This window comes from Halobacillus sp. Cin3, assembly GCF_947311855.1.
Classification (GTDB): domain Bacteria; phylum Bacillota; class Bacilli; order Bacillales; family Halobacillaceae; genus Halobacillus; species Halobacillus kuroshimensis.
In genome coordinates, this window is sequence record NZ_CAMZMV010000002.1 from 235,345 (window position 1) to 254,042 (window position 18,698).

The following is an 18,698-nucleotide window of genomic DNA, read 5'->3' on the forward strand; positions in this document are numbered from 1 at the left end:
CTCCTATCATAACACTAAGAGAAGCGGCCTGACAATTCAAGAGCGGGGCTTTAGTCACCGGGGATTTAAGTCGTTGTAGTGGTGGCTGGGGCGGGTTCATTTAGGAAGAGCGGCTGAAGCTGGAGCTGTCTTTCGTTCAGTTCTTTTACACGCTTATTGGTGGAGCCGATAATGTGGACAAGCTGGACGATTGTATCTTCCTGCTGCTTCAAGCGTTGATTCACGTCATGACAGTTTCTGCAGGTCATCTCCTCACCTCCCTGTTGCTTTAGTTATACTACAGGAAGGGGAAGCATGCACACGTGTAAAATGGAGGTTTCAACAGGAAGCGCTGGTCGAAAGTGGAGATTTGCTCTGTGGAAAATGCGGGTTTTAAGAAGGAACGGTTCTCCGTTTTTGTTTTTCTGGAATTTTTCCAAAAAGAAAAGCATCCCTGTCAAAACAGAAATGCTTTTCCCTATCATTCATAGATTACGTTTCAATTAAACCGTAGCGGCCGTCACGTCGTTTGTATACGATATTTGTTTCATCAGTATTCGCATTTGTAAAGACGAAGAAGTTGTGGCCGAGCATATCCATTTGAAGGGCCGCTTCTTCACTATCCATCGGTTTCAGGTCAAAGCGCTTCGTTTTCACGATTTCCACATCGAATTCATCATCCGACTGCATCTGCTCCTGATTGGCTTCACGCTCTAATTCGGCAAATACGTATTTTGGTGCACCCTCCTGACGGAACCTGCGGTTTACCTTCGTTTTATGCTTACGGATCTGTCTTTCTAATTTATCAACCACAAGGTCGATGGCAGCGTATAAATCTGTATTATGCTCCTCCGCTCGGAGTAGTAGATTTTTCATCGGGATTGTGACCTCGATTGTCTGCTCATCATTATAGACACTTAAATTTACGTGCACCTCAGAGGACGGGGGAGTGTCAAAGTAGCGTTCAAGCTTGCCCACCTTTTTCTCCACATATTCTTTAATAGAATCCGTCACTTCAAGGTTCTCACCACGAATGTTGTACTGTAGCATTAGAAGTGTCCTCCTTTCATCCTTATGTGATATATATTCTATCATACCCACGGCCTTTCCTGCATAAACTTTCTTAAAATTGTGTCATTTTTATGTCGGTATTTGCTGGAATTTGTCCCATGACAATGAAAACGTGGATGAAACAGGGATGGATTTTGTCAGAATGATAGATGAACCGCCGTTTCCGTCATAACCTTACAAAAAGATTAAGATAAAAAAGCCAGCCTGGTTCAGGCTGGCTTTCACTTTTACAAAACTGTGTTTTCCAATGCCTCCGGGAGAAAAAACCTTCCTATTCCACGGACGAACATCCAATCCTTCTCATGAAGACTTCCCAGCGTGGTCTCGGTCACCCCTGTTTCAATCGATTACTTGGTGAGGTCACGAGGAGAGTTCGGTGGTCACGCCTGCGGGAAAAGCACGAGCCGAAGATCCACTTGGGCAGGCGTTCTTCCTGTCCAGGTTAGCTGAGGACGTGCCCCCGGCAAGCATCCACCAATAAGCGGAACGTAACCGTAAGTCTTTCGTGTGGAAAGCACAATACACATTCACTTTTATTCATAGAGAGCTTCCAGTTCCTGTTCCACACTGTCTTCGACAGCAGCTGTACCGCCGAAAATGTTGAAACGGAACATCTCCTTTTCTTTTACGTACGCTTTGATCTCTTCGTTCAGCTCATCCTTCGGTGTCAGAAGAAGCGGCTGGTCGACATCGTTCACAGAGCCGGCAAGAGCATCAGCAAAATGGGACCCTGTCGCAAAGCTCGCTTTCACTCCTCCAACGTTGAAGTGTTCCACGACGGCAAGAGACGTCAGGTAACGGTTCTTCCCAGAGATTCGCTCTGCTTTCGGCATGTCAGCGAGTACATCAGAACTGATTACACCTGTCCCTCCGACCGCGATACTTTCCCCATAGTTTTTCAGACTTTGCTCTGTTGCTTCCGGAAGTTCATCCTGTTCGGTTAAGAGAATCGGCATCCCTTTTCCAGCCGCGATCGGGGCGATAGAAAGCGCGTCCGGGAAATTGCGTCCGTAAGCGACGACCGCTTGATCACTTTCAGGAAGACGGTCCGCTATCGCTGCGGCGGTTTCATAGCGGTTTTTTCCGGAAATGCGGTCGACTTCCATTCCAAGATCATTTTCCAAATACGTCTCTACATCAGCGGAAACAGCGCCTGTTCCGCCAAGTATCGTCACTTTTTCGGTATCAAAGCTGTTCATCACTTGTTCTGTGATTCCAGGAAGCTTGTCCTCCCGCGTCAACAGGATCGGTGCATCGAGGTGCTCTGCTAATGGAGCTCCTGCCAGTGCGTCAGGGAAATCTTCTCCAGTTGCCAGCACAACATTTTCAGATGGATAACGGTCAGCATCGCCATATTTTGCAATATTGGCGGCTGTCCAGTAGCGGTCGACTCCCCAGATTCTTTCTGCGGATGCGTCTAAAAGTTCTGCTCCAGTACCTAGATAGTAGGTGCTGCCATCCGCAAGGTCCGCCTTATCCCATACTTTCATATAGTAGACGCCCGGATCTAAAAGATGGGACTCTATGTAACCATATTCATTTCCATTCATGCTATAAGGTGGCAAAACCTCTCCCTGTTCGGTCAGGAGTCTGCCTTGAAACTTCATATCTGTTTTTTCCTCTACATACTCAAATAGATGAAAGGTAAATTGAACCGTTGTATCTCCATTCACCTCTACACGGTAGTAATCCACATCCTCGTCCGTAAATTCCCCGGAAATGTAGGAATTCAACGGAACTTGTGTGGCATCTTCCCGTCCATCGTTCGGTTCCTTTTCTTCATATGTATTCTGTGCTTCGACTTTCTCTACCTCGATGGGATCTTGCGCTGCCTCGACGGTTGATGCTTGAAACAATCCTGCCGCTGCCAAAGCGGTGGCTGCCAGTCCTAACCATTTCTTCATATAACCTCTCCCCCTTTTTATGTATGGTTCCACCATGGGATTATATAGGAGATTAGTCATGAAATCTACCACATATCCAAAACAAAAGAAGCATCAGGATCCTGATACTTCTTTACTAGTGCACGATGTAGGGGTGCAGAGCGAACTGGATTTTTTCTGACCATGCCGCGTAGGCAGGCAGGACTACTTCAGAAAGATGAATGAACTTCTCCTGAGAGGGAATGTCAAACCAGCCTTCGAGCATTTCAACGATATGTAGAAATTCCTTCAGCAAATCACCTTTCATAAGCCCACCCATTTTCTCATGAGTGACGTTCAACTGTTGGAAAGCCAGCAGCACATCCTGAAAAACATCCGGGGCCTGTGGCGATGGAAGCCCGGCATACTGGTCTGTTAAATAGTCCAGGCCCTCCTGAGTGGTGTGGATAAGCTCATTATAAGCACGAAGCATCGTGTGCTGTTCACAGGTTAGAAAAGGCAGAGGAATCCCTCTTTCTATTTTTTATGATCCAGATACATGCCGTCATAGGTTGATACGCTTTGGTACGGATTGATGTATCGCTGTTTACTGGATTTCTGCTTTTTATTATTCCGCATCTGATCCTTCAAATCCATTAGCAGAAACTCCATCTTCTGATTAATCACCAAGTCCCGCTTCTTCACTTCCTGTACGATCGCCTTTTCTTCATCCGTCGAAGGCTGCGGCAGCTTGGATAACAGTTTCTGGCGTTTTTCTAACAGGTCATTGATATATTCCATCCGCTGAGAGCGAGTCTGAGAGGAGGGCTGGTGAACCATTTCCTCCAGTTCTTTCGTCAGCGTTAAAAATGTCTGCCACACCATCGTTACGCGTTTCCGCCCTGAGCGTACTGGGATTTTCTCGTCTGCAGGATAACCTGCTTCCACGTATCGCGGAACTCGACAACGAGCCCTTCCACTTCATCAAGGATGGCCGGATCATTTTTCGTATTCGCTTCGATCAGACGGCGGTTCATATAGTCATATAGAGGAAGCACCTGTGCGCTGATGTCTGTATTCTGGTCCATCGTCACCATCAGTTCCTGGATGATACGCTGGGCTTTTTGGATATTCGTATTTTTACTTTCTATATCTTTCTGCTCCATCGCTTTTCCCGCTGCCTTGATGAATTTGATGCAGCCGTTGTAGAGCATGAGTGTCAGTTCGCCAGGAGAGGCTGTTTCCACTGAGTTGTTTTGATAGGCTTGAATAGACATCTATTCAACACTCCTTTTTTTATAACGTTTAGCCAAAGTTCTGCATAATAAAAGCTGACTGGGAGTTCATCTGTGAAATGGCCTTCTCCATCGCGGTAAACTCTCTCCAGTAGCGGTCTTCAATTTGATTCAAGCGGTCCTGGAAGCTGTCCATTTCATCATCTAAATCCTCAATCTGCCGGCCGAGCAGGAAATTGTTATCCAGCGTCGTCGCTTTTCCTGCCTTTTGCTCGATCGATTTCACGGTGCTGTCGATCGTCGTTTCCAGACGCCGTGCAATACCGGGGTTCTCCTCTGTACCCGTAAACAGCTGATAGACCGATTCCGGGTCGTTGCGAAGGGCATTCTTCAAATCGTCCTCATCGACGATGAGCTTACCGCCGTCACGGTAGTTGGAAGAGGATGTGATGCCGATCTGCGACAGCATGGAAAACGCCCCGTCTGTCTGAACAGGGGTGTACCAGTTTTCCCGCATTTTGCTGAGCGCTCCAGAAACAGCGGCATCATTGCGGAGCATCCCGCTCTTCGCCTGCTCTTCCCACAGCTCGATTTCCTTCTCTTCCATACCCTCTTTCTGTTCGGCTGTCAGTGGTGGATAGTCACGGTTTTTCTTTTCCTGTACCTTCCCGTTCAAGTCCTCAATGATCTGATTGTATTTATCGACGAATTTGACAATCTTATCAAACGCATCATCCACATTGTTGGTCACATTGACCTTGACGTTGCCGTCGGTCACTTCATTAAAAGTAAAGTTCACACCATTCAACGTGTAGTTGTTGGTCTTCGACGAAATTTCCAGCCCGTTGTTATAGGTGAACTTCGCATCCTGTCCGCCTTTTTCATTCAGCTTCCACGAGCCGGAGGAGTTATCCCCATTCTTAATGCCAAGGGTCGTAGACAGAAACGAGGCACTTCCATCAAAACCAATTTCCGCACTTAAGAATTCATTATCATCCTGATTGAAGTTTCCGGTCACAGTCCGTTCAAGCATCACTTTATCCGCACTTTTATCATAAAACGCACGCACACCAAGATCAGACTTGCTGATTTCAGAAAGAACGTCATTCAGTGACTTGTCTCCGGTCACTTCGAACGACTTCGTATTTTTTGATCCGTCTTCATTATATGTGGTTACCGAAAATGTCTCGCCAAGCGTCAGGCCATTTTTGAAACTGTTCTGCTGGCTGCTTAACGAAGCACTCGGATCAAATGACGAACCATCTTTTGTAATCTTTTCTTCACTATAGTTGTAGGCAGCCGTCGCCAACTGTTCCACGCTCAGCGTATAATCGCCGTTTCCAGCGGAAGAGTTGGCCGTTGCAGAAACGGCTGAACTCGAAGAAGTCGCTGTTTTGGAATTGAACGTTGACTGCAGTTTCATGTTAAAGGCCATATCATCCAGTTCCTTCAACTGCTTGTTCACATCACGGTACGAATCCCGTTGCCATGTGAGCCATTCCTTATCCTGCTCCATTTTGTTTAACGGCTGTTTCTCCGCATTCATCAGATCCTTGACGATACCGTCAATATCCATCCCGGAAGCCAGGCCTCCGATCCGCATATCACTCATGATTTCACCTTCTTATATTTTATGGTCGACAATGATGCCGATCGATTCCGCAATCGATGCATACAGATCCAACATCTTCTTCGGCGGAATTTCCTTGATCACTTCGTCGGTCTCATTATTGACGACGGTTACATAATATTCCCCGAGCTTATCATGAAACCGAAAGCGCAGGGATGTTTGCAACGATTGGAAAATATCATTCAAGCTGTCCGTCAACTGCGTCAGCTTTTCTTTTTCACCAGCAGGAAAAGTGTACGCTTCTCTCTTCTCCTGTACGTCCTGAACAGGTGTCGTTGGGTTATGTGGCTTATAGGTGCTCTGCAGGGGTTGTGAGGGGGTGACGCGTGTTGGCAGATGCACCTTCAACAACTCCTATACGGTTTTCTTTTTATATCGGAGCGTTTTGAGGAAGTTGAAGGGGAAATAGAAAAGAGACTCCAGTAAACTGAAGTCTCTTGAGAATGAAAATTAACGTAGAAGTTGAAGAACTCCCTGCGGCTGTTGGTTTGCTTGTGCAAGCATCGCCTGTGCAGCTTGAGAAAGGATAGAGTTCTTTGTTTGGTTCATCATTTCTTTCGCCATGTCAACGTCACGGATACGAGATTCCGCAGCTGTTAGGTTTTCAGAAGATGTGTTCAAGTTGTTGATCGAATGTTCTAAACGATTTTGGAATGCCCCCAATTTAGAACGTTCTGATGAAACTGAATCAATTGCTGTTTGAACAGTTGTAATAGCTGACTGTGCACCAGCTTTTGTAGAAACATCTACTCCAGAAATATTTAATCCAGAAGCACCAGAACCCATGTTAGAAATACTGATTTGCATTTCTTGTCCTTGGTTAGCTCCAAGTTGAACAGTTGCAGAACCTGAAGTAATATTGATAACGCCAATTCCTTCTCCTACTGAATATGCATTTTTAGTTTCAATGCTAATACCAAATTTAGAAAAGTTAAGAGACTGTTCACCAGCTTTATCTACAAGAGTTTGTTTATTACCACTAGCATCTGTCATTGTTAATGCACCAGTACCTACAGTTCCATCAGCTGCTGTAACAGTGATAGTGTAGTTCCCTGCAACAGCTCCAGTTGTGGAAGCATTGGCTACATTAGCAACACCTAAAACAGTTGAAGTTGTAGCATCTTTATTTACCTGTCCACCGAATCCACCATTTAATAATTTTTTCGTGTTAAATTCAGTATCATTAGAGATTCTATCAATTTCACTAATAAGCTGTGATACCTCTTTTTGAATCTCGTCACGATCATTATTGTTGTTAGTATCATTAGAAGACTGAACTGATAGTTCACGCATACGCTGTAAAATATCGTGTGTTTCATTTAGTGCACCTTCAGCGGTTTGGATTAAAGAGATAGCATCCTGTGAGTTGCGAGACGCTTGATCTAAACCACGAATTTGTCCACGCATTTTTTCAGAGATTGCTAGACCTGCAGCATCATCTCCTGCACGGTTAATACGAAGACCAGAAGATAGTTTTTCCATAGAGTTGGCCTGCGCATTGTTAGCAGATCCCAATTGACGATAAGTATTCAAAGCTGCAATATTATGATTAATTCTCATGTTACAAATTCCTCCTTGAAATAGTTGATTTCACGTCCTTGTGAAATCCATTAGAATACATACAAAAAGTCGGCCGACTCTTGTAATGCTTTTACATTACTTATATCGGACGACTTTTCCCACTGTTAACGATTATTTTCATTTTTTCAGCAGATCCAGTAAATTTTTTGAAAGCGAGGAGGCTTCCTTGTTCTCCTCTTCAATGCTGACATACACTTCCTTGCGGTGGATATCGATATGACGGGGAGCCTCGATGCCGAGCTTCACCTGTCCGCCTTCAATGGAAACGACTTTAATTTCGATGTCATCGCCGATTTTGATCGACTCTCCGGACTTACGGTTAAGGACGAGCATCAGCTTCACCGCCTTTTTCCTCTGTCAAAAGAAGCTGCCGCCTCTGGTAGCTTTCTTCTTTCAGAATGACCTGCTTGGCCTTGTTTTTATGGACGTTAACCACAATTGGAGCTTTCAAGTTGATCGTAGAGGCTTTGAAAGGCTCTTTTAACGTCAACACGCTGTAGACGGCTACATCTTCCGGGCCGTTCAGGCCAAGCTCTTCAACGACCGCGTCTTCAATATGGAACTCGTAATCCGCAAAAAACAGGTACGGGTTGGTGACGATGAGTGCTACCTCGGCTTCATCCACGGACTGCAGCGCATAATAAACACCATTTTCATCCACAGGCAGCAGCACATATGTATGATCATCTTCAAATCCCGGCAGTCCGTGCTTGAAGGTGAGAAGATCCTTTTCCTCTACAGCAAGTTCACCGAAATGCTTTGTATTGATATTCATATCCATTCTCCTTTTACACTTTCCAGTCGATCTGTACGTCCGGATGCTGTTCTAACTGAAAGCTCACCTTCCCAGGCTGATACGTATGTTGTGGTTTCTGCGGCTGCACCTGGATCACGGGCTTCTGCGGCTCTACGTCCATTTCCACAGAAGCGGCCTCATACGATAGGTCAACAAGATCATACGCAGGCAGCCCTCCCGGTGCAAACGTAAAGTCCAGCTTGGCATTTTCCTCCCCATGTGAGGGGATTGGTTGCCCACCGTTTTCGATTTTCATCAGCTCATCGCCTTCACGCGCCATTCGGGCGATGCCTTCCAGCAACAACTGCCGTCCATCAGCGGCAAGCTCATCACTCCGCTTCGCCACGCTTTTCAAATCAATATTGTTCCATGCCTTTGTCTGGTCGATTGTCAGTTTTCCAGGACGCTGACGGATATTCATTTCTGCCGCCGGCTGCTGGATGGACCATTCCGCTTTCGGCTGACGGATCGTCTGCTGTGACCCATCCACCTGATGACCGAGCCGTGCCTGAGTCGTCTGCACCTGAAGCTTTGGTATGTTCATAAGGATGCTCTCCTTTTCATAAAAAAGCAGGCTGTCCCTTCAGGGAGCAGCCTACCTTAGAAAGTCCATCAGCGTCGGCTGGATGATGCGTGAGCCAGCACCGAGGGCAGCCCTGTGGATCGTTTCCTGTGTTTTCAAATCCATGATGACTTTTTCAATGTCGGCATCTTCATTATCGGAGACGAGCTTGGAGGCCGACACCTCCTGAGTCGCCAGACGATCCTCAATCAGCTCGACCCGGTTCATCCGCGCGCCGAGATCGGCCCGCTCATTGACGATATTGTTGATATGACCATCGAATTTACCGAGAAATTCATCAAGGTCTGTCCCACTTTCCAAAGCATTGGCGAAGCTTTCAAGGTCGTTGAATAAATCTTCGTTGAACACGTTACCGGCGTTCACGTTCGTCTGAATCCGGACGCCGTCCGACACTTCGATCATGACCGGACTTGCGCTTTGGTTGATTGTAAAAGCGGCATTGTCCATATTGACCGGTGCGGCTGTCGTATTGGTCCCGTTAAAGATGTATTTATCGTTCACCTTCGTGTTGGCGATGCTTCCGACATGCTCCTTCAACTGGCGGATTTCTTTTGCAATGTTGGCAAGCTGTTCTCCTTCATACGTGCCGTTACTTGCCTGAACCGTCAGCTCTCGCACACGCTGCATCGCCTGTGTGGCTTCATTCATAGAAGAATCACTGCTGTCCATCCAATTATGCACTTCGCTGATGTTCCGCTTATACTGTTCCACGCCGGAAAGCTGGGAGCGGTAATTCATGCCCTTCATCGCAACAACAGGGTCCTGAGAGGCACGGGTGATCTTCTTCCCGGTCGCCAGCTGATCCTGATAGGTGCCCATGTTTTCATAGCTGCTGCTTAAATTACGCAGCATATTGCCGGCTAACATCGATTGAGTTACGCGCATGGGTTATCCTCCCTTCTTAGACGCCCATCCGGTTGATGATGGTATCAAGCATTTCATCAATGACCGTAATGTTACGGGCGGCCGCATTATAGGCGTGTTGATATTTGATCATATTGGCCATTTCCTCATCGAGGGAGACAGAGCTGACCGACTGCCGCTGCTCCTCCACGGAGGCTCGCAGTGTGCCGGCATTCTTTGACATCCGGTCCGCCTCCTGTGTTTCCACGGCCATCGTACCAATCATGGATTCATAAAAGTTGGAGAGGGACGCTTCCTCACCAAAAAGGGCGTTACTTTCGTTCTTCACTTCAGCAAGATTCCGGGCGTTTTCACCGTTCCCCGACTCGTTCGTCACCGCTGCTGCGATGTTGTCGCCGTCGGCTTTGATTTCATCCGTTAAATCCAACGTCCCTGCAATGCCTTCCACGACGCCGTCATTGTTTGCCTGCGACATATCGATATCGAAAAACTTCGGTACAGCCGTTCCGTTATTAATGCTGTTCAAAGACTCGCCGCTTTGATGAACGGTATTGAATGCATCCGCAAAGCCTGTGGCCATCCGGTCTAAATCTGAGAGCATGTCTTCGTAGCTGCCCTTTTTCTCTCCGGCCTCCACATACCCACCGGATTCGATTAAACCTTTCAATTTTCCGGGGGAAGAAAATTCATCTATCGTGTACGTGTTCTCCCCTACTGTCATTCCTGTAGCGAGAGCGCTGTCTGCGCCATAGGTGACATCCAGCTCATTCACGCCGCCACCGACGGTTCCGTTTACAAGGGTGGCCGGCGGGTTCATCGCTTTACCGTCCTGATTGACTAAGGAAATCGTCGCTCTCCCCATAGCCAGTGGACTGGCAGATGTGGATGTCTCCTCATAGCTCACTTGTACGTTGACGTGCTCGGAAAGCTGATCGATCAAGCGGTCACGCTCATCATACAAATCATTCGGAACCATTCCGTGGGGCTCGACTTCACTGATCTGCTCATTGATATTATGAATCTGGTTGGCGATGGAATTGATTGACTTTTCCGTGACGCCCACTTCCGTTTTCACATCCTTCTGCATCGTTTGGATTGTGTTGGAAAGATAGTTGAACGTTTCGGCCACCGCCTGGCCGCGCTGCCGGACGACAGAACGGGCGCCTGAATCCTCCGGGTTCACGGACAAATCCTGAAGGGCTCCCCAGAAACGGTCCATCGTGCTGGATAAACCATCCTCGGAAGGCTCGTTCATGACGCTTTCCAGACGCGCAAGAGCATCCGAGCGTGAATCATAATAGCCCGCTTTACTGGCTTCACCGCGGTACTGTTGATCAAGAAAACCGACACGCACGCGCTCAATGGAAGCTGTCTGCACACCGCTTCCCATCTGACCGGGAATTTCCGGACGGTTTCTCGAGGCGGCCGGATATGGACCGGTCTGCTCGAAATTGACGCGCTGTCTCGTATATCCTTCGGTGTTGGCGTTGGCGATATTATGAGAGGTTGTGTATAAGGCAGCCTGCTGGGTAAACAAGCCGCGTTTGGCTACTTCAAGCCCGTGAAACGTAGATGTCATATGTGCTGCTCCTCTATTTAAGCTTTCGAATCAAACAGGGAGCGCTTCGGCGCTTCCTGCTTTTGATTTCCGTAATTCAACGACTGGATGGACGGCTCCAGTGTATTCAGAGACAGGCTGATAAACTGCATCGACTGTTGGATGAGCTCAGCATTCAATGCCTCCTGCTGTTTCAAGTCAGATAGAACGAAGATGAGCGCTTCATACGCACGCTGCAGTTCCTCCTTTTCCTCACCTGAAAGAAGCTCGAGCATAGCTGAAACAGTCTCGTCCTGCCCCGTATGCCCCTTTTGCTTGAACCACTCAGCCGCTGCTTCCGTCCGCTGCTTTTCCACCTGTTTCACAGCCTGGACATGCTTCCGCTCCTGCTGCAGCAGCTTCTGCATTTCGTCCGTTTCATTATGCTTCAACGCCTCTGTTTTTGTCTGCGATACCGTCAGCAGGCTTTTATGCAGCTGAGTCAATTTGTTCATTAGAGTTATAATGGTACCGATCGTCATGGTGATGCTCCTTTATTCCTTGTTTGAAAAGAAATCGATCATCTTTTTCGCTGATGCCTGGGCATCCACCTGATAATTGCCCGCTTCCACATCATGTTTGATCTGTTCCACGAGCTTCTGACGCATCGGGGATACCGAATCATTCTCCTGCATCTGCTTCGCCTGCGGGGAAATCTCAAGCTTATCCTTCGCCTGATGAGTTTTGGCATCCGCCTGCTGATTCAACTGTTTTTGATAAGGGTTCATCTGAGTATGATGCGGTCGATTGATTTTCATTAGATACACCTCACTTACGTGTCCGTTTCGTTATACTCTATATATCGGAAAAAGGAATCGCTCCATCCATCATCCAAATTAATCATTTCCCACTGAGTAATAAGTCTTACGATATATCTTTTCCTTATCCTTGATCCGACCAGCAAATTGTTCATTGCGTGTTACCTGCTCCAGCTCCGCTCCGAGTTCTTTGCTGCAGCCAGAACAGATGCGTCCTTCCTGAATGGGGGAGGCGCACTTCTCACATCCGTATTCCAAGGAAGGAAACTGAGAAGGGTGAAGTCTTTTCTGCTTTACGAATTCCCTGATCTGCTTCTTGGAAACACCGGTTTTTGCTTCAATTTCATTGACCGTAGCCGTCCGGTTGGATTTTTTTCTTAGAAACGTATACACCGTCTGAAAGTCCTGCTCCTCTTTTTTTACGCATGCCTGACAAATGACGGCCGTCCCTTTAATGAATATTGAATTACAGCGCGGACAGTTCGCTAATTCTCCCATGTCGATGGTCCCCCTTATACTCTCTTTCTTATTATATCGGTTGAAAAATAAGATTCAAAAGTCTCATAGACAGATTCATCGGAAAATTGTAAATGACCGCACTGCGGGACAGCCGTTTTCTCTCAACAGCGAGGCCATGTGACGGATCGTTCTCCCCGTCGTATAAATGTCATCAACGATGATAACCGGCTGGTCTACCAGTTTTACAAGAGAAAATGGGTTCTCCGCTTCCAGCCTCGCCCGTCTATTCCGCTTCGACTGCTTTTCCCCGTGGATGCGTTTAAATAGGTGAGCAGGTTCTTTTCCAACCATTTCAATGATTTTCCCGGATTGATTAAAGCCGCGCTCCCGTTCCCGCTCCGAACTCAAAGGAACGCAGACAGTCAGATAATCAGCCAGGTTCAGTACATTCCATTTTTCCTTAATGAACGTTTCAAGGGCTTCCAAAGCCACGTAATCGCCGCGGTATTTCCATTTGGCGACAAGCTCTTTGGCAAAAGCATTGTACGTAAACACCGAATCGTTTTGATCAAGCACACCAGGAAGCGTCTCTTCCCAGCGCGCGCAGTCACCGCAGAGACCCTCTCCAGGCCTTGAACACATCGGACAACGTTCAGCAGGAAGCTTCTCCAGCTCTTCTTCACACGTCCGGCAGATTTTCTTTTCGATTGCCGGCAGCAGGAAATTTGTCCAGTTCACCTCCGGTACGATGGGTGAAAAGCAGAGATAACAGTTCAAAGCTTCTGCCCCAGCTTGTTCATCTTTTTGATGGCTTCCACCGCGTCCAGCATCTCATCCGTTTTGCCGATGTGGTACAAACGCACCTCTCCATCCGGATCGTCAGCGCTTCTTCCAGCCCGGCCGGCAATCTGAACGAGAGCCGCTTCATCAAAGACGACATGACCGGCATCAATGACATAAACGTCGACGGAAGGAAAGGTAACACCCCGTTCCAGGATTGTTGTCGTAACAAGAATCCGGTACTCTTTATTGCGGAATCTTTGAATTTTCTCTGCCCGGTGATGATCTTCGGCATGGACCGACTTCACCTCATACCCTTCTTCCTCTAAGAAAGAAGCGATTTCCTCTGCCTTTTTAATGGAAGGAAGAAAAAGCAGCAGCTGCCTCGCTGTTGTCTGCTGGGCTGCTATGGTTTTCAATAAATGAGGTGGTAGCTTTCCTTGCTTCAATGAGCGGTGTAGCATCGGAATCAGCTTCAACACAGGTACAGGGAGCGGGTGACCGTGGAATCGTTTCGGGATGAAAGTGACGGGGAGTGATTTTTGGCGGAGCCTTTGCTTTTGTTCTTTTCGTGGCGTTGCGGTTAAATAGATAACTGCAGCCTCCCGCTTGGCCGCTCTTTTGGCTGCAAAATGCAGCGTGGGATCGTTGTGAAAGGGAAAGGCATCGACTTCATCGATAATGAGCACGTCAAAAGCATGTGCAAATCGGAAAAGCTGGTGGGTGGTGGCAATGACAAATGGAGCCTGCCCGTTTTTGTCCGGACTGTCACCGTACAATGCCGCTGTATCGACTGCTGGAAAAGCCTTCTGCAGCCGGGGCTGCAGCTCCCGGACGACGTCGGTTCTCGGTGTGGCGAGGCAGATTCTTTTGCCGGTTTCCAATGCTTTAGTAATCGCAGGAAATAGCACTTCTGTTTTCCCAGCTCCACAGACAGCCCAGATGAGGTGTTCCCCGGAGCCGTTTTGAACCAATGCGGTTAAATCATCGGCCGCCCGCTGCTGGCCGGAAGTCAGCGTTCCCTCCCATACACACGGAGCCTCATAGATAGGCCACTGGACGTTCGCGCTGCCTATATATAACGGTTCACATTCTAATACACGTCCCATTTGAATGCAGTTCCGGCAGTACACGCACGACTTTCCACAGGTTGTATGGGGGAGTTCGGCAAATAAATGGGCCTGCGTGTTCCCGCAGCGGCGGCAGCGTTTTTGAAACAGGTGCTGCTCTATACTCTCTGTTTTCGTTAAAATTCGTTTCGTAACCAACGTTAACATCTGTTTTTCACTGTAGGGGATTTCATGCTGGAGGAGGAGTTTACCGGCAAGATCGAAGTACGGATGAGGAACGGGATTGGTGGGGATCCAGGAGAAGTCCTGAGGTTTCTTTCGTTGGAAATACGAGAGCACAGCGTCACCTTCCTTAGAAAAATAGAGCCTGCCTGAGTCTCACAGACAGGCTCGTATTCTTAGGACTGACGGTACCAGCCAAGGCCGATCGCTCCTTCACCGAGGTGGGTGCCGATAACCGGACCAAAGTAGCTTAATGTCACGCGGACATTGGCGTGCCGGGATTCAATTTCTTTCTTCAATTCCGCAGCTTCATCCGGACGGTTGGCGTGTATAAGAGTTGCTTCGTATTCTCCCCCATCCTCCACTTTTTCTGCAAGCAGGGAAAGGATCCGTTTCAGCGCTTTTTTACGCGTACGGATTTTTTCAAACGGAACGATTTTCGTATCCACAAAGTGCAGCACCGGCTTCACCTGAAGCAGACTGCCGACAAATGCCTGCGCTCCGTTCAGACGGCCTCCACGCTGCAGGTGGGACAAATCATCCACCATGAAGTAGGCATGCATCGTTTCCTTCATTTTCTTCAGACGGGACAAGATTTCGTCAGGACCTGCTCCGCGCTCAGCCATATCCGAAGCCTCAAGCGCATAAAAGCCCTGCATGTGGCAGCTGATTTCCGAGTCAAACACGTGGACGTCGATGTCATCCACCATTTCCCCGGCGGTCATCATCGCCTGATAGGTACCGGATATTCCGCTGGATAAGTGGATGGAGATGACGGCGTCATAGTTGCGCGCCAGTTCCTCGAGCTTTTGTGTCATGATGCCGATCGACGGCTGGGAGGTTTTCGGAAGCTTCCCGCCTTCCCTGACCATGTCATAAAAATCATCGGCGTTAATATCAATCTCTTCTTGATAGGATTCTTCCCCAAAAATGACGTTCAGGGGAACCATATGTATGTGATGGGCTTGTCTTACTTGCTTCGGAAGGTAAGCCGTACTGTCCGTTATGATTGCTGTTTTCATCCGACCCAGCTCCTTATAAAAAAATTCCTCTATGCTTATATGTACGATATTTTTCCTTTTTCTCCTTCCCTATTTTACATGAAGGCTGCTGCCATTGCACCAACAAACTGTGCAGCTGTCCGATGTCAGGCACTCCCATTCTTGTTTTATCAACGAAGTCGGAGTTCGGTTCTGCGGGGGACAGGTCGCTTTCCGCGGACATGCGCTGAGTCTCCTCAGGCTCCGCCTTGCGGGGCCTCACCCTGCATGCTCATCCCGCAGGAGTCTCCCCGTCCCCCTTCGAACCTTGCTGAATGAGAGCCTCCCCGTCCTGGTTAATGAAGTACCAGGTCCGGTCATGCAGACAAAGAAAAAAGCTGCCCGGAGGTTCCGGACAGCTTGAGTAAGGAGCAAATCTACCGTTAAATGACTTCCACCCAGCCATTTTTAATGGCCGTGACAACCGCCTGCGTACGGTCATTCACATTCATCTTCTGTAAAATATTGCTGACATGGTTTTTAACGGTCTTTTCACTGATGTATAAGGCCTCTGCGACACCGCGGTTGCTGTTACCGTCCGCCAACAGCTGCAGCACTTCGCATTCGCGGCGGGTAAGCAGATGAAGCGGTTTGCGGTACTCGATCGTACGATAGCTGCTGCTTCCCTTACTTTCAGACAAGCGGCGGTATTCCGCTACTAGATTGTGTGTTACCTTCGGATGCAGATAAGAGCCTCCAGCACCGACGACTTTGATGGCATCGATGAGCGCATCGGAATCCATTTCCTTCAACAGATACCCCTGTGCCCCTGTTTTCAAGGCGTGGGTGACGTAGTTCTCGTCATCGTGAATGGACAGGATGATGACCTTCATTTCAGGATACCGCTTCGTAATTTCTGCTGTCGCTTCTACGCCGTTCATGCTTGGCATGTTAATGTCCATTAACACTACATCCGGCAGATGTTCCTCGACAATGCGCAGTGCTGCATCCCCGTCATCACCTTCGGCTACAACTTCAAAACTGGATTCGAAGTCGAGGATTCTCTTTACGCCCTCCCTGAACAATTTATGGTCGTCAATCAGTACGATTCTGGTCGTCATGGTCATTTCCTCCTGTTTCTCTTACATAGAATGGTTTTTTGTTCCCCTAACCTATTCTTTGTTCTCTCTCTATCTCTGTTTTTGTTTGTTTGTAAATGACACCCTAATCCTGCTTTCTATTATAAACGATTTAAGTCCATTTACATAGTTTTTCACAAAATTATCAATTTAATGGCAGATGGATTGTGACTATCGTCCCTTCACCGATGCTGGAATCGATGTTCAGTTCGCCTTCGAGCATTTCTACACGCTCCCGCATCCCCATCAGGCCGAACGATTTTTCCTTCTTCCCGTTCGTGTCAAAACCTTTTCCGTCATCCTTCACGATAATCATCGCACTGGTGGACATGATTTCGACTTTCACTTTGATTTCCTGTGCTTCGGCATGCTTGACCGCATTTTGGACGGCTTCCTGCACAAGACGGAACAGAGCTACTTCGTATTTGGATTCCAGCCTGTCTTCCTTACCGAATGTGGCGAAGGTGATGGTCAGTCCATCATTGTAATCCTGGACAGTCGCCAGGTATTTTTTCAATGTAGGAAGTAAACCAAGGTCATCAAGGGCCATCGGACGGAGATCGTAAATGATCCGCCGCACTTCATAGAGGGCAGAACGGACGAGCGAGCGGACACTTTTCACTTCCTGCATCGCATCCTCGATGCCGCGTTTCTTATAGGTTCTCTCAACAAGGTCGGAGCGGAGCATCACGTTGGCCAGCATCTGCGCCGGACCGTCATGAATTTCTCTGGAAAGACGGCGGCGTTCTTCCTCCTGCGCTTCAATGATCTGCAGGCCGAACTGCTGCTTTTCCTTCGCTGTTTCCAAAGCATCGCTGACATGCTTAAAATCTTCGGTTAAGTAATTCAAAACGACGGAAATTTTTCCGCCTAACGCTTCCGCACGTCCAATCGTTTCCTCAAGCTGACGGAGTCTGAGCTCAAGGTCATCCCTGCGGCAGCGCAGCTGTTTCTCTTTTTCTCTTTTCATCGAGAGTTCCATCTGCAAGGCATGGGTTTTCTCATAGACTTCGCGGATTTCTTCCTCTGAATATTTCTGGAACTGACTGCTTACTTCGGACAAACGCTTGCGCGAAAAACGAACTTTCTGATCGAGTTGATCGCCTTCTTCAATATAAGCGATCACCTGGCGTTTCGTTTCCTGCAGTTCATCGTACAGCTTTTCATATTCCTGACGGGATCCCTCACCGATCTCGAAGATTTCATCCTTGCTGTTGGTGACTGTATCCACCATTTCATCGATGATATGGTCAAGGGCAATATCCCCCGTTTTCTGTTCGCTCATTACAAGTCCCTCCATCAATATTCACATAATCATTCGTAAGACCCATGTCCATTTATGGGGGTTATGTATAACTTTTCAGCTGCAATCCTACTATTTGTATGGTTTGCCCATTTCAACCCCCCTCGATATAATAAAAGCTTAGGAGGTTTTCAACGATGCTGGAAAGATATTATACCGTAAAACCTGAGGGTTCTGAAGAAGTTACCATACAAAAATCCCGCTTCATCGGTTATGTGAAGCGTTGTGAAACAGAAGAAGAAGCACAGGCCTTTATTCAGGAAATCAAAAAGAAACACAGCGATGCCACCCATAACTGCTCCGCTTACATGATCGGCGAGCACGATTTGATCCAAAAGGCGAATGATGACGGAGAGCCGAGCGGAACCGCCGGTGTACCGATGCTTGAAGTATTGAAAAAACGTGGTTTAAAGGACACCGCTGTCGTCGTTACCCGTTACTTCGGCGGCATTAAACTGGGGGCCGGGGGACTCATCCGTGCTTACGGATCCACTGCTTCTGAAGCAATCCAAACCACAGGTGTCGTCCAACGGCAGTTGATGCAGGAAATCATGGTGAAAATCGACTATACCCTGCTTGGAAAAGTGGAAAATGAAGTGCGGAATTCGACATATACACTTGAAACGGTTAATTACCTCGAAAATGTGGAACTAATAATATACGTAGAAAGCGGACTGGAAGAGGAATTCGAAGCTTGGATGGTCGATTTGACGAGCGGTCAGGCGGACATCACAAGAGGCGGAACCTCCTACGTAGAATTTGACGTCACACCGGAGTAAAGGAGCTTAC

General features: G+C 47.8%; 23 protein-coding genes. 1 reads left to right on the forward strand and 22 read right to left on the reverse strand.

Annotated features, from left to right (window positions below):
* Window positions 1-65: 65 nt before the first annotated feature.
* From QMA39_RS09315 to QMA39_RS09420, 22 genes are all read right to left on the reverse strand, one after another.
* On the reverse strand, window positions 66-248 hold the full coding sequence (locus QMA39_RS09315) for a hypothetical protein (RefSeq protein WP_281658508.1): 183 nt from the start codon (window positions 246-248) through the stop codon (window positions 66-68).
* A 223-nt stretch (window positions 249-471) separates the two neighbouring features.
* Window positions 472-1,029, reverse strand: a complete 558-nt coding sequence (gene raiA, locus QMA39_RS09320) for a ribosome-associated translation inhibitor RaiA (protein ID WP_027955061.1) — start codon at window positions 1,027-1,029, stop codon at window positions 472-474.
* Between the two features lie 554 nt (window positions 1,030-1,583).
* Window positions 1,584-2,954: a cell wall-binding repeat-containing protein gene (locus QMA39_RS09325; protein WP_281658509.1), complete on the reverse strand. Its 1,371-nt coding sequence runs from the start codon at window positions 2,952-2,954 to the stop codon at window positions 1,584-1,586.
* A 115-nt stretch (window positions 2,955-3,069) separates the two neighbouring features.
* Complete coding sequence (locus QMA39_RS09330; protein WP_281658510.1) at window positions 3,070-3,405, reverse strand: hypothetical protein; 336 nt, start codon at window positions 3,403-3,405, stop codon at window positions 3,070-3,072.
* A gap of 44 nt (window positions 3,406-3,449) precedes the next feature.
* A complete protein-coding gene (locus tag QMA39_RS09335; RefSeq protein WP_281658511.1) occupies window positions 3,450-3,797 on the reverse strand; it encodes a flagellar protein FliT in 348 nt (115 codons plus the stop codon).
* 2 nt (window positions 3,798-3,799) lie between these two features.
* Window positions 3,800-4,189: a flagellar export chaperone FliS gene (gene fliS / locus QMA39_RS09340; protein ID WP_206933447.1), complete on the reverse strand. Its 390-nt coding sequence runs from the start codon at window positions 4,187-4,189 to the stop codon at window positions 3,800-3,802.
* A 28-nt stretch (window positions 4,190-4,217) separates the two neighbouring features.
* Window positions 4,218-5,759, reverse strand: a complete 1,542-nt coding sequence (locus QMA39_RS09345; RefSeq protein WP_281658512.1) for a flagellar hook-associated protein 2 — start codon at window positions 5,757-5,759, stop codon at window positions 4,218-4,220.
* Window positions 5,760-5,771: 12 nt separating this feature from the next.
* Window positions 5,772-6,119, reverse strand: coding sequence for a flagellar protein FlaG (flaG, locus tag QMA39_RS09350; RefSeq protein WP_281658513.1), 348 nt, complete (start codon window positions 6,117-6,119; stop codon window positions 5,772-5,774).
* 108 nt (window positions 6,120-6,227) lie between these two features.
* Window positions 6,228-7,337, reverse strand: a complete 1,110-nt coding sequence (locus QMA39_RS09355) for a flagellin (protein ID WP_281658514.1) — start codon at window positions 7,335-7,337, stop codon at window positions 6,228-6,230.
* 138 nt (window positions 7,338-7,475) lie between these two features.
* Complete coding sequence (csrA, locus tag QMA39_RS09360; RefSeq protein WP_206933663.1) at window positions 7,476-7,691, reverse strand: carbon storage regulator CsrA; 216 nt, start codon at window positions 7,689-7,691, stop codon at window positions 7,476-7,478.
* Window positions 7,678-8,133, reverse strand: a complete 456-nt coding sequence (fliW, locus tag QMA39_RS09365) for a flagellar assembly protein FliW (protein ID WP_281658515.1) — start codon at window positions 8,131-8,133, stop codon at window positions 7,678-7,680. The genes csrA and fliW overlap by 14 nt, the downstream gene beginning before the upstream one ends.
* 13 nt (window positions 8,134-8,146) lie before the next feature.
* Window positions 8,147-8,698, reverse strand: a complete 552-nt coding sequence (locus QMA39_RS09370; RefSeq protein ID WP_281658516.1) for a DUF6470 family protein — start codon at window positions 8,696-8,698, stop codon at window positions 8,147-8,149.
* Window positions 8,699-8,749: 51 nt separating this feature from the next.
* Window positions 8,750-9,622: a flagellar hook-associated protein FlgL gene (gene flgL / locus QMA39_RS09375; RefSeq protein ID WP_027955049.1), complete on the reverse strand. Its 873-nt coding sequence runs from the start codon at window positions 9,620-9,622 to the stop codon at window positions 8,750-8,752.
* A 16-nt stretch (window positions 9,623-9,638) separates the two neighbouring features.
* Complete coding sequence (flgK, locus tag QMA39_RS09380) at window positions 9,639-11,180, reverse strand: flagellar hook-associated protein FlgK (RefSeq protein WP_281658517.1); 1,542 nt, start codon at window positions 11,178-11,180, stop codon at window positions 9,639-9,641.
* A gap of 17 nt (window positions 11,181-11,197) precedes the next feature.
* Window positions 11,198-11,680 carry a flagellar protein FlgN gene (locus tag QMA39_RS09385; RefSeq protein WP_281658518.1) on the reverse strand — a complete coding sequence of 161 codons (483 nt, stop codon included), beginning with the start codon at window positions 11,678-11,680 and terminating at the stop codon, window positions 11,198-11,200.
* Window positions 11,681-11,692: 12 nt separating this feature from the next.
* Window positions 11,693-11,956 (reverse strand): flagellar biosynthesis anti-sigma factor FlgM, encoded by a 264-nt coding sequence (flgM, locus tag QMA39_RS09390; RefSeq protein WP_027955046.1) that lies wholly within the window; start codon window positions 11,954-11,956, stop codon window positions 11,693-11,695.
* A 78-nt stretch (window positions 11,957-12,034) separates the two neighbouring features.
* A complete protein-coding gene (locus QMA39_RS09395; RefSeq protein WP_281658519.1) occupies window positions 12,035-12,454 on the reverse strand; it encodes a TIGR03826 family flagellar region protein in 420 nt (139 codons plus the stop codon).
* A gap of 75 nt (window positions 12,455-12,529) precedes the next feature.
* Window positions 12,530-13,192: a phosphoribosyltransferase family protein gene (locus QMA39_RS09400; protein ID WP_281658520.1), complete on the reverse strand. Its 663-nt coding sequence runs from the start codon at window positions 13,190-13,192 to the stop codon at window positions 12,530-12,532.
* Window positions 13,189-14,604 carry a DEAD/DEAH box helicase gene (locus QMA39_RS09405; RefSeq protein WP_281658521.1) on the reverse strand — a complete coding sequence of 472 codons (1,416 nt, stop codon included), beginning with the start codon at window positions 14,602-14,604 and terminating at the stop codon, window positions 13,189-13,191. The genes QMA39_RS09400 and QMA39_RS09405 overlap by 4 nt, the downstream gene beginning before the upstream one ends.
* A gap of 59 nt (window positions 14,605-14,663) precedes the next feature.
* Window positions 14,664-15,509, reverse strand: a complete 846-nt coding sequence (locus QMA39_RS09410; protein WP_281658522.1) for a DegV family protein — start codon at window positions 15,507-15,509, stop codon at window positions 14,664-14,666.
* A 401-nt stretch (window positions 15,510-15,910) separates the two neighbouring features.
* On the reverse strand, window positions 15,911-16,588 hold the full coding sequence (locus QMA39_RS09415; protein ID WP_027955040.1) for a response regulator transcription factor: 678 nt from the start codon (window positions 16,586-16,588) through the stop codon (window positions 15,911-15,913).
* Window positions 16,589-16,751: 163 nt separating this feature from the next.
* Window positions 16,752-17,891 carry a sensor histidine kinase gene (locus tag QMA39_RS09420; RefSeq protein WP_027955039.1) on the reverse strand — a complete coding sequence of 380 codons (1,140 nt, stop codon included), beginning with the start codon at window positions 17,889-17,891 and terminating at the stop codon, window positions 16,752-16,754.
* A gap of 155 nt (window positions 17,892-18,046) precedes the next feature.
* Between QMA39_RS09420 and QMA39_RS09425 the strand changes: the two genes are divergently transcribed.
* Window positions 18,047-18,688, forward strand: coding sequence for a YigZ family protein (locus QMA39_RS09425; RefSeq protein WP_281658523.1), 642 nt, complete (start codon window positions 18,047-18,049; stop codon window positions 18,686-18,688).
* Window positions 18,689-18,698: the final 10 nt, after the last annotated feature.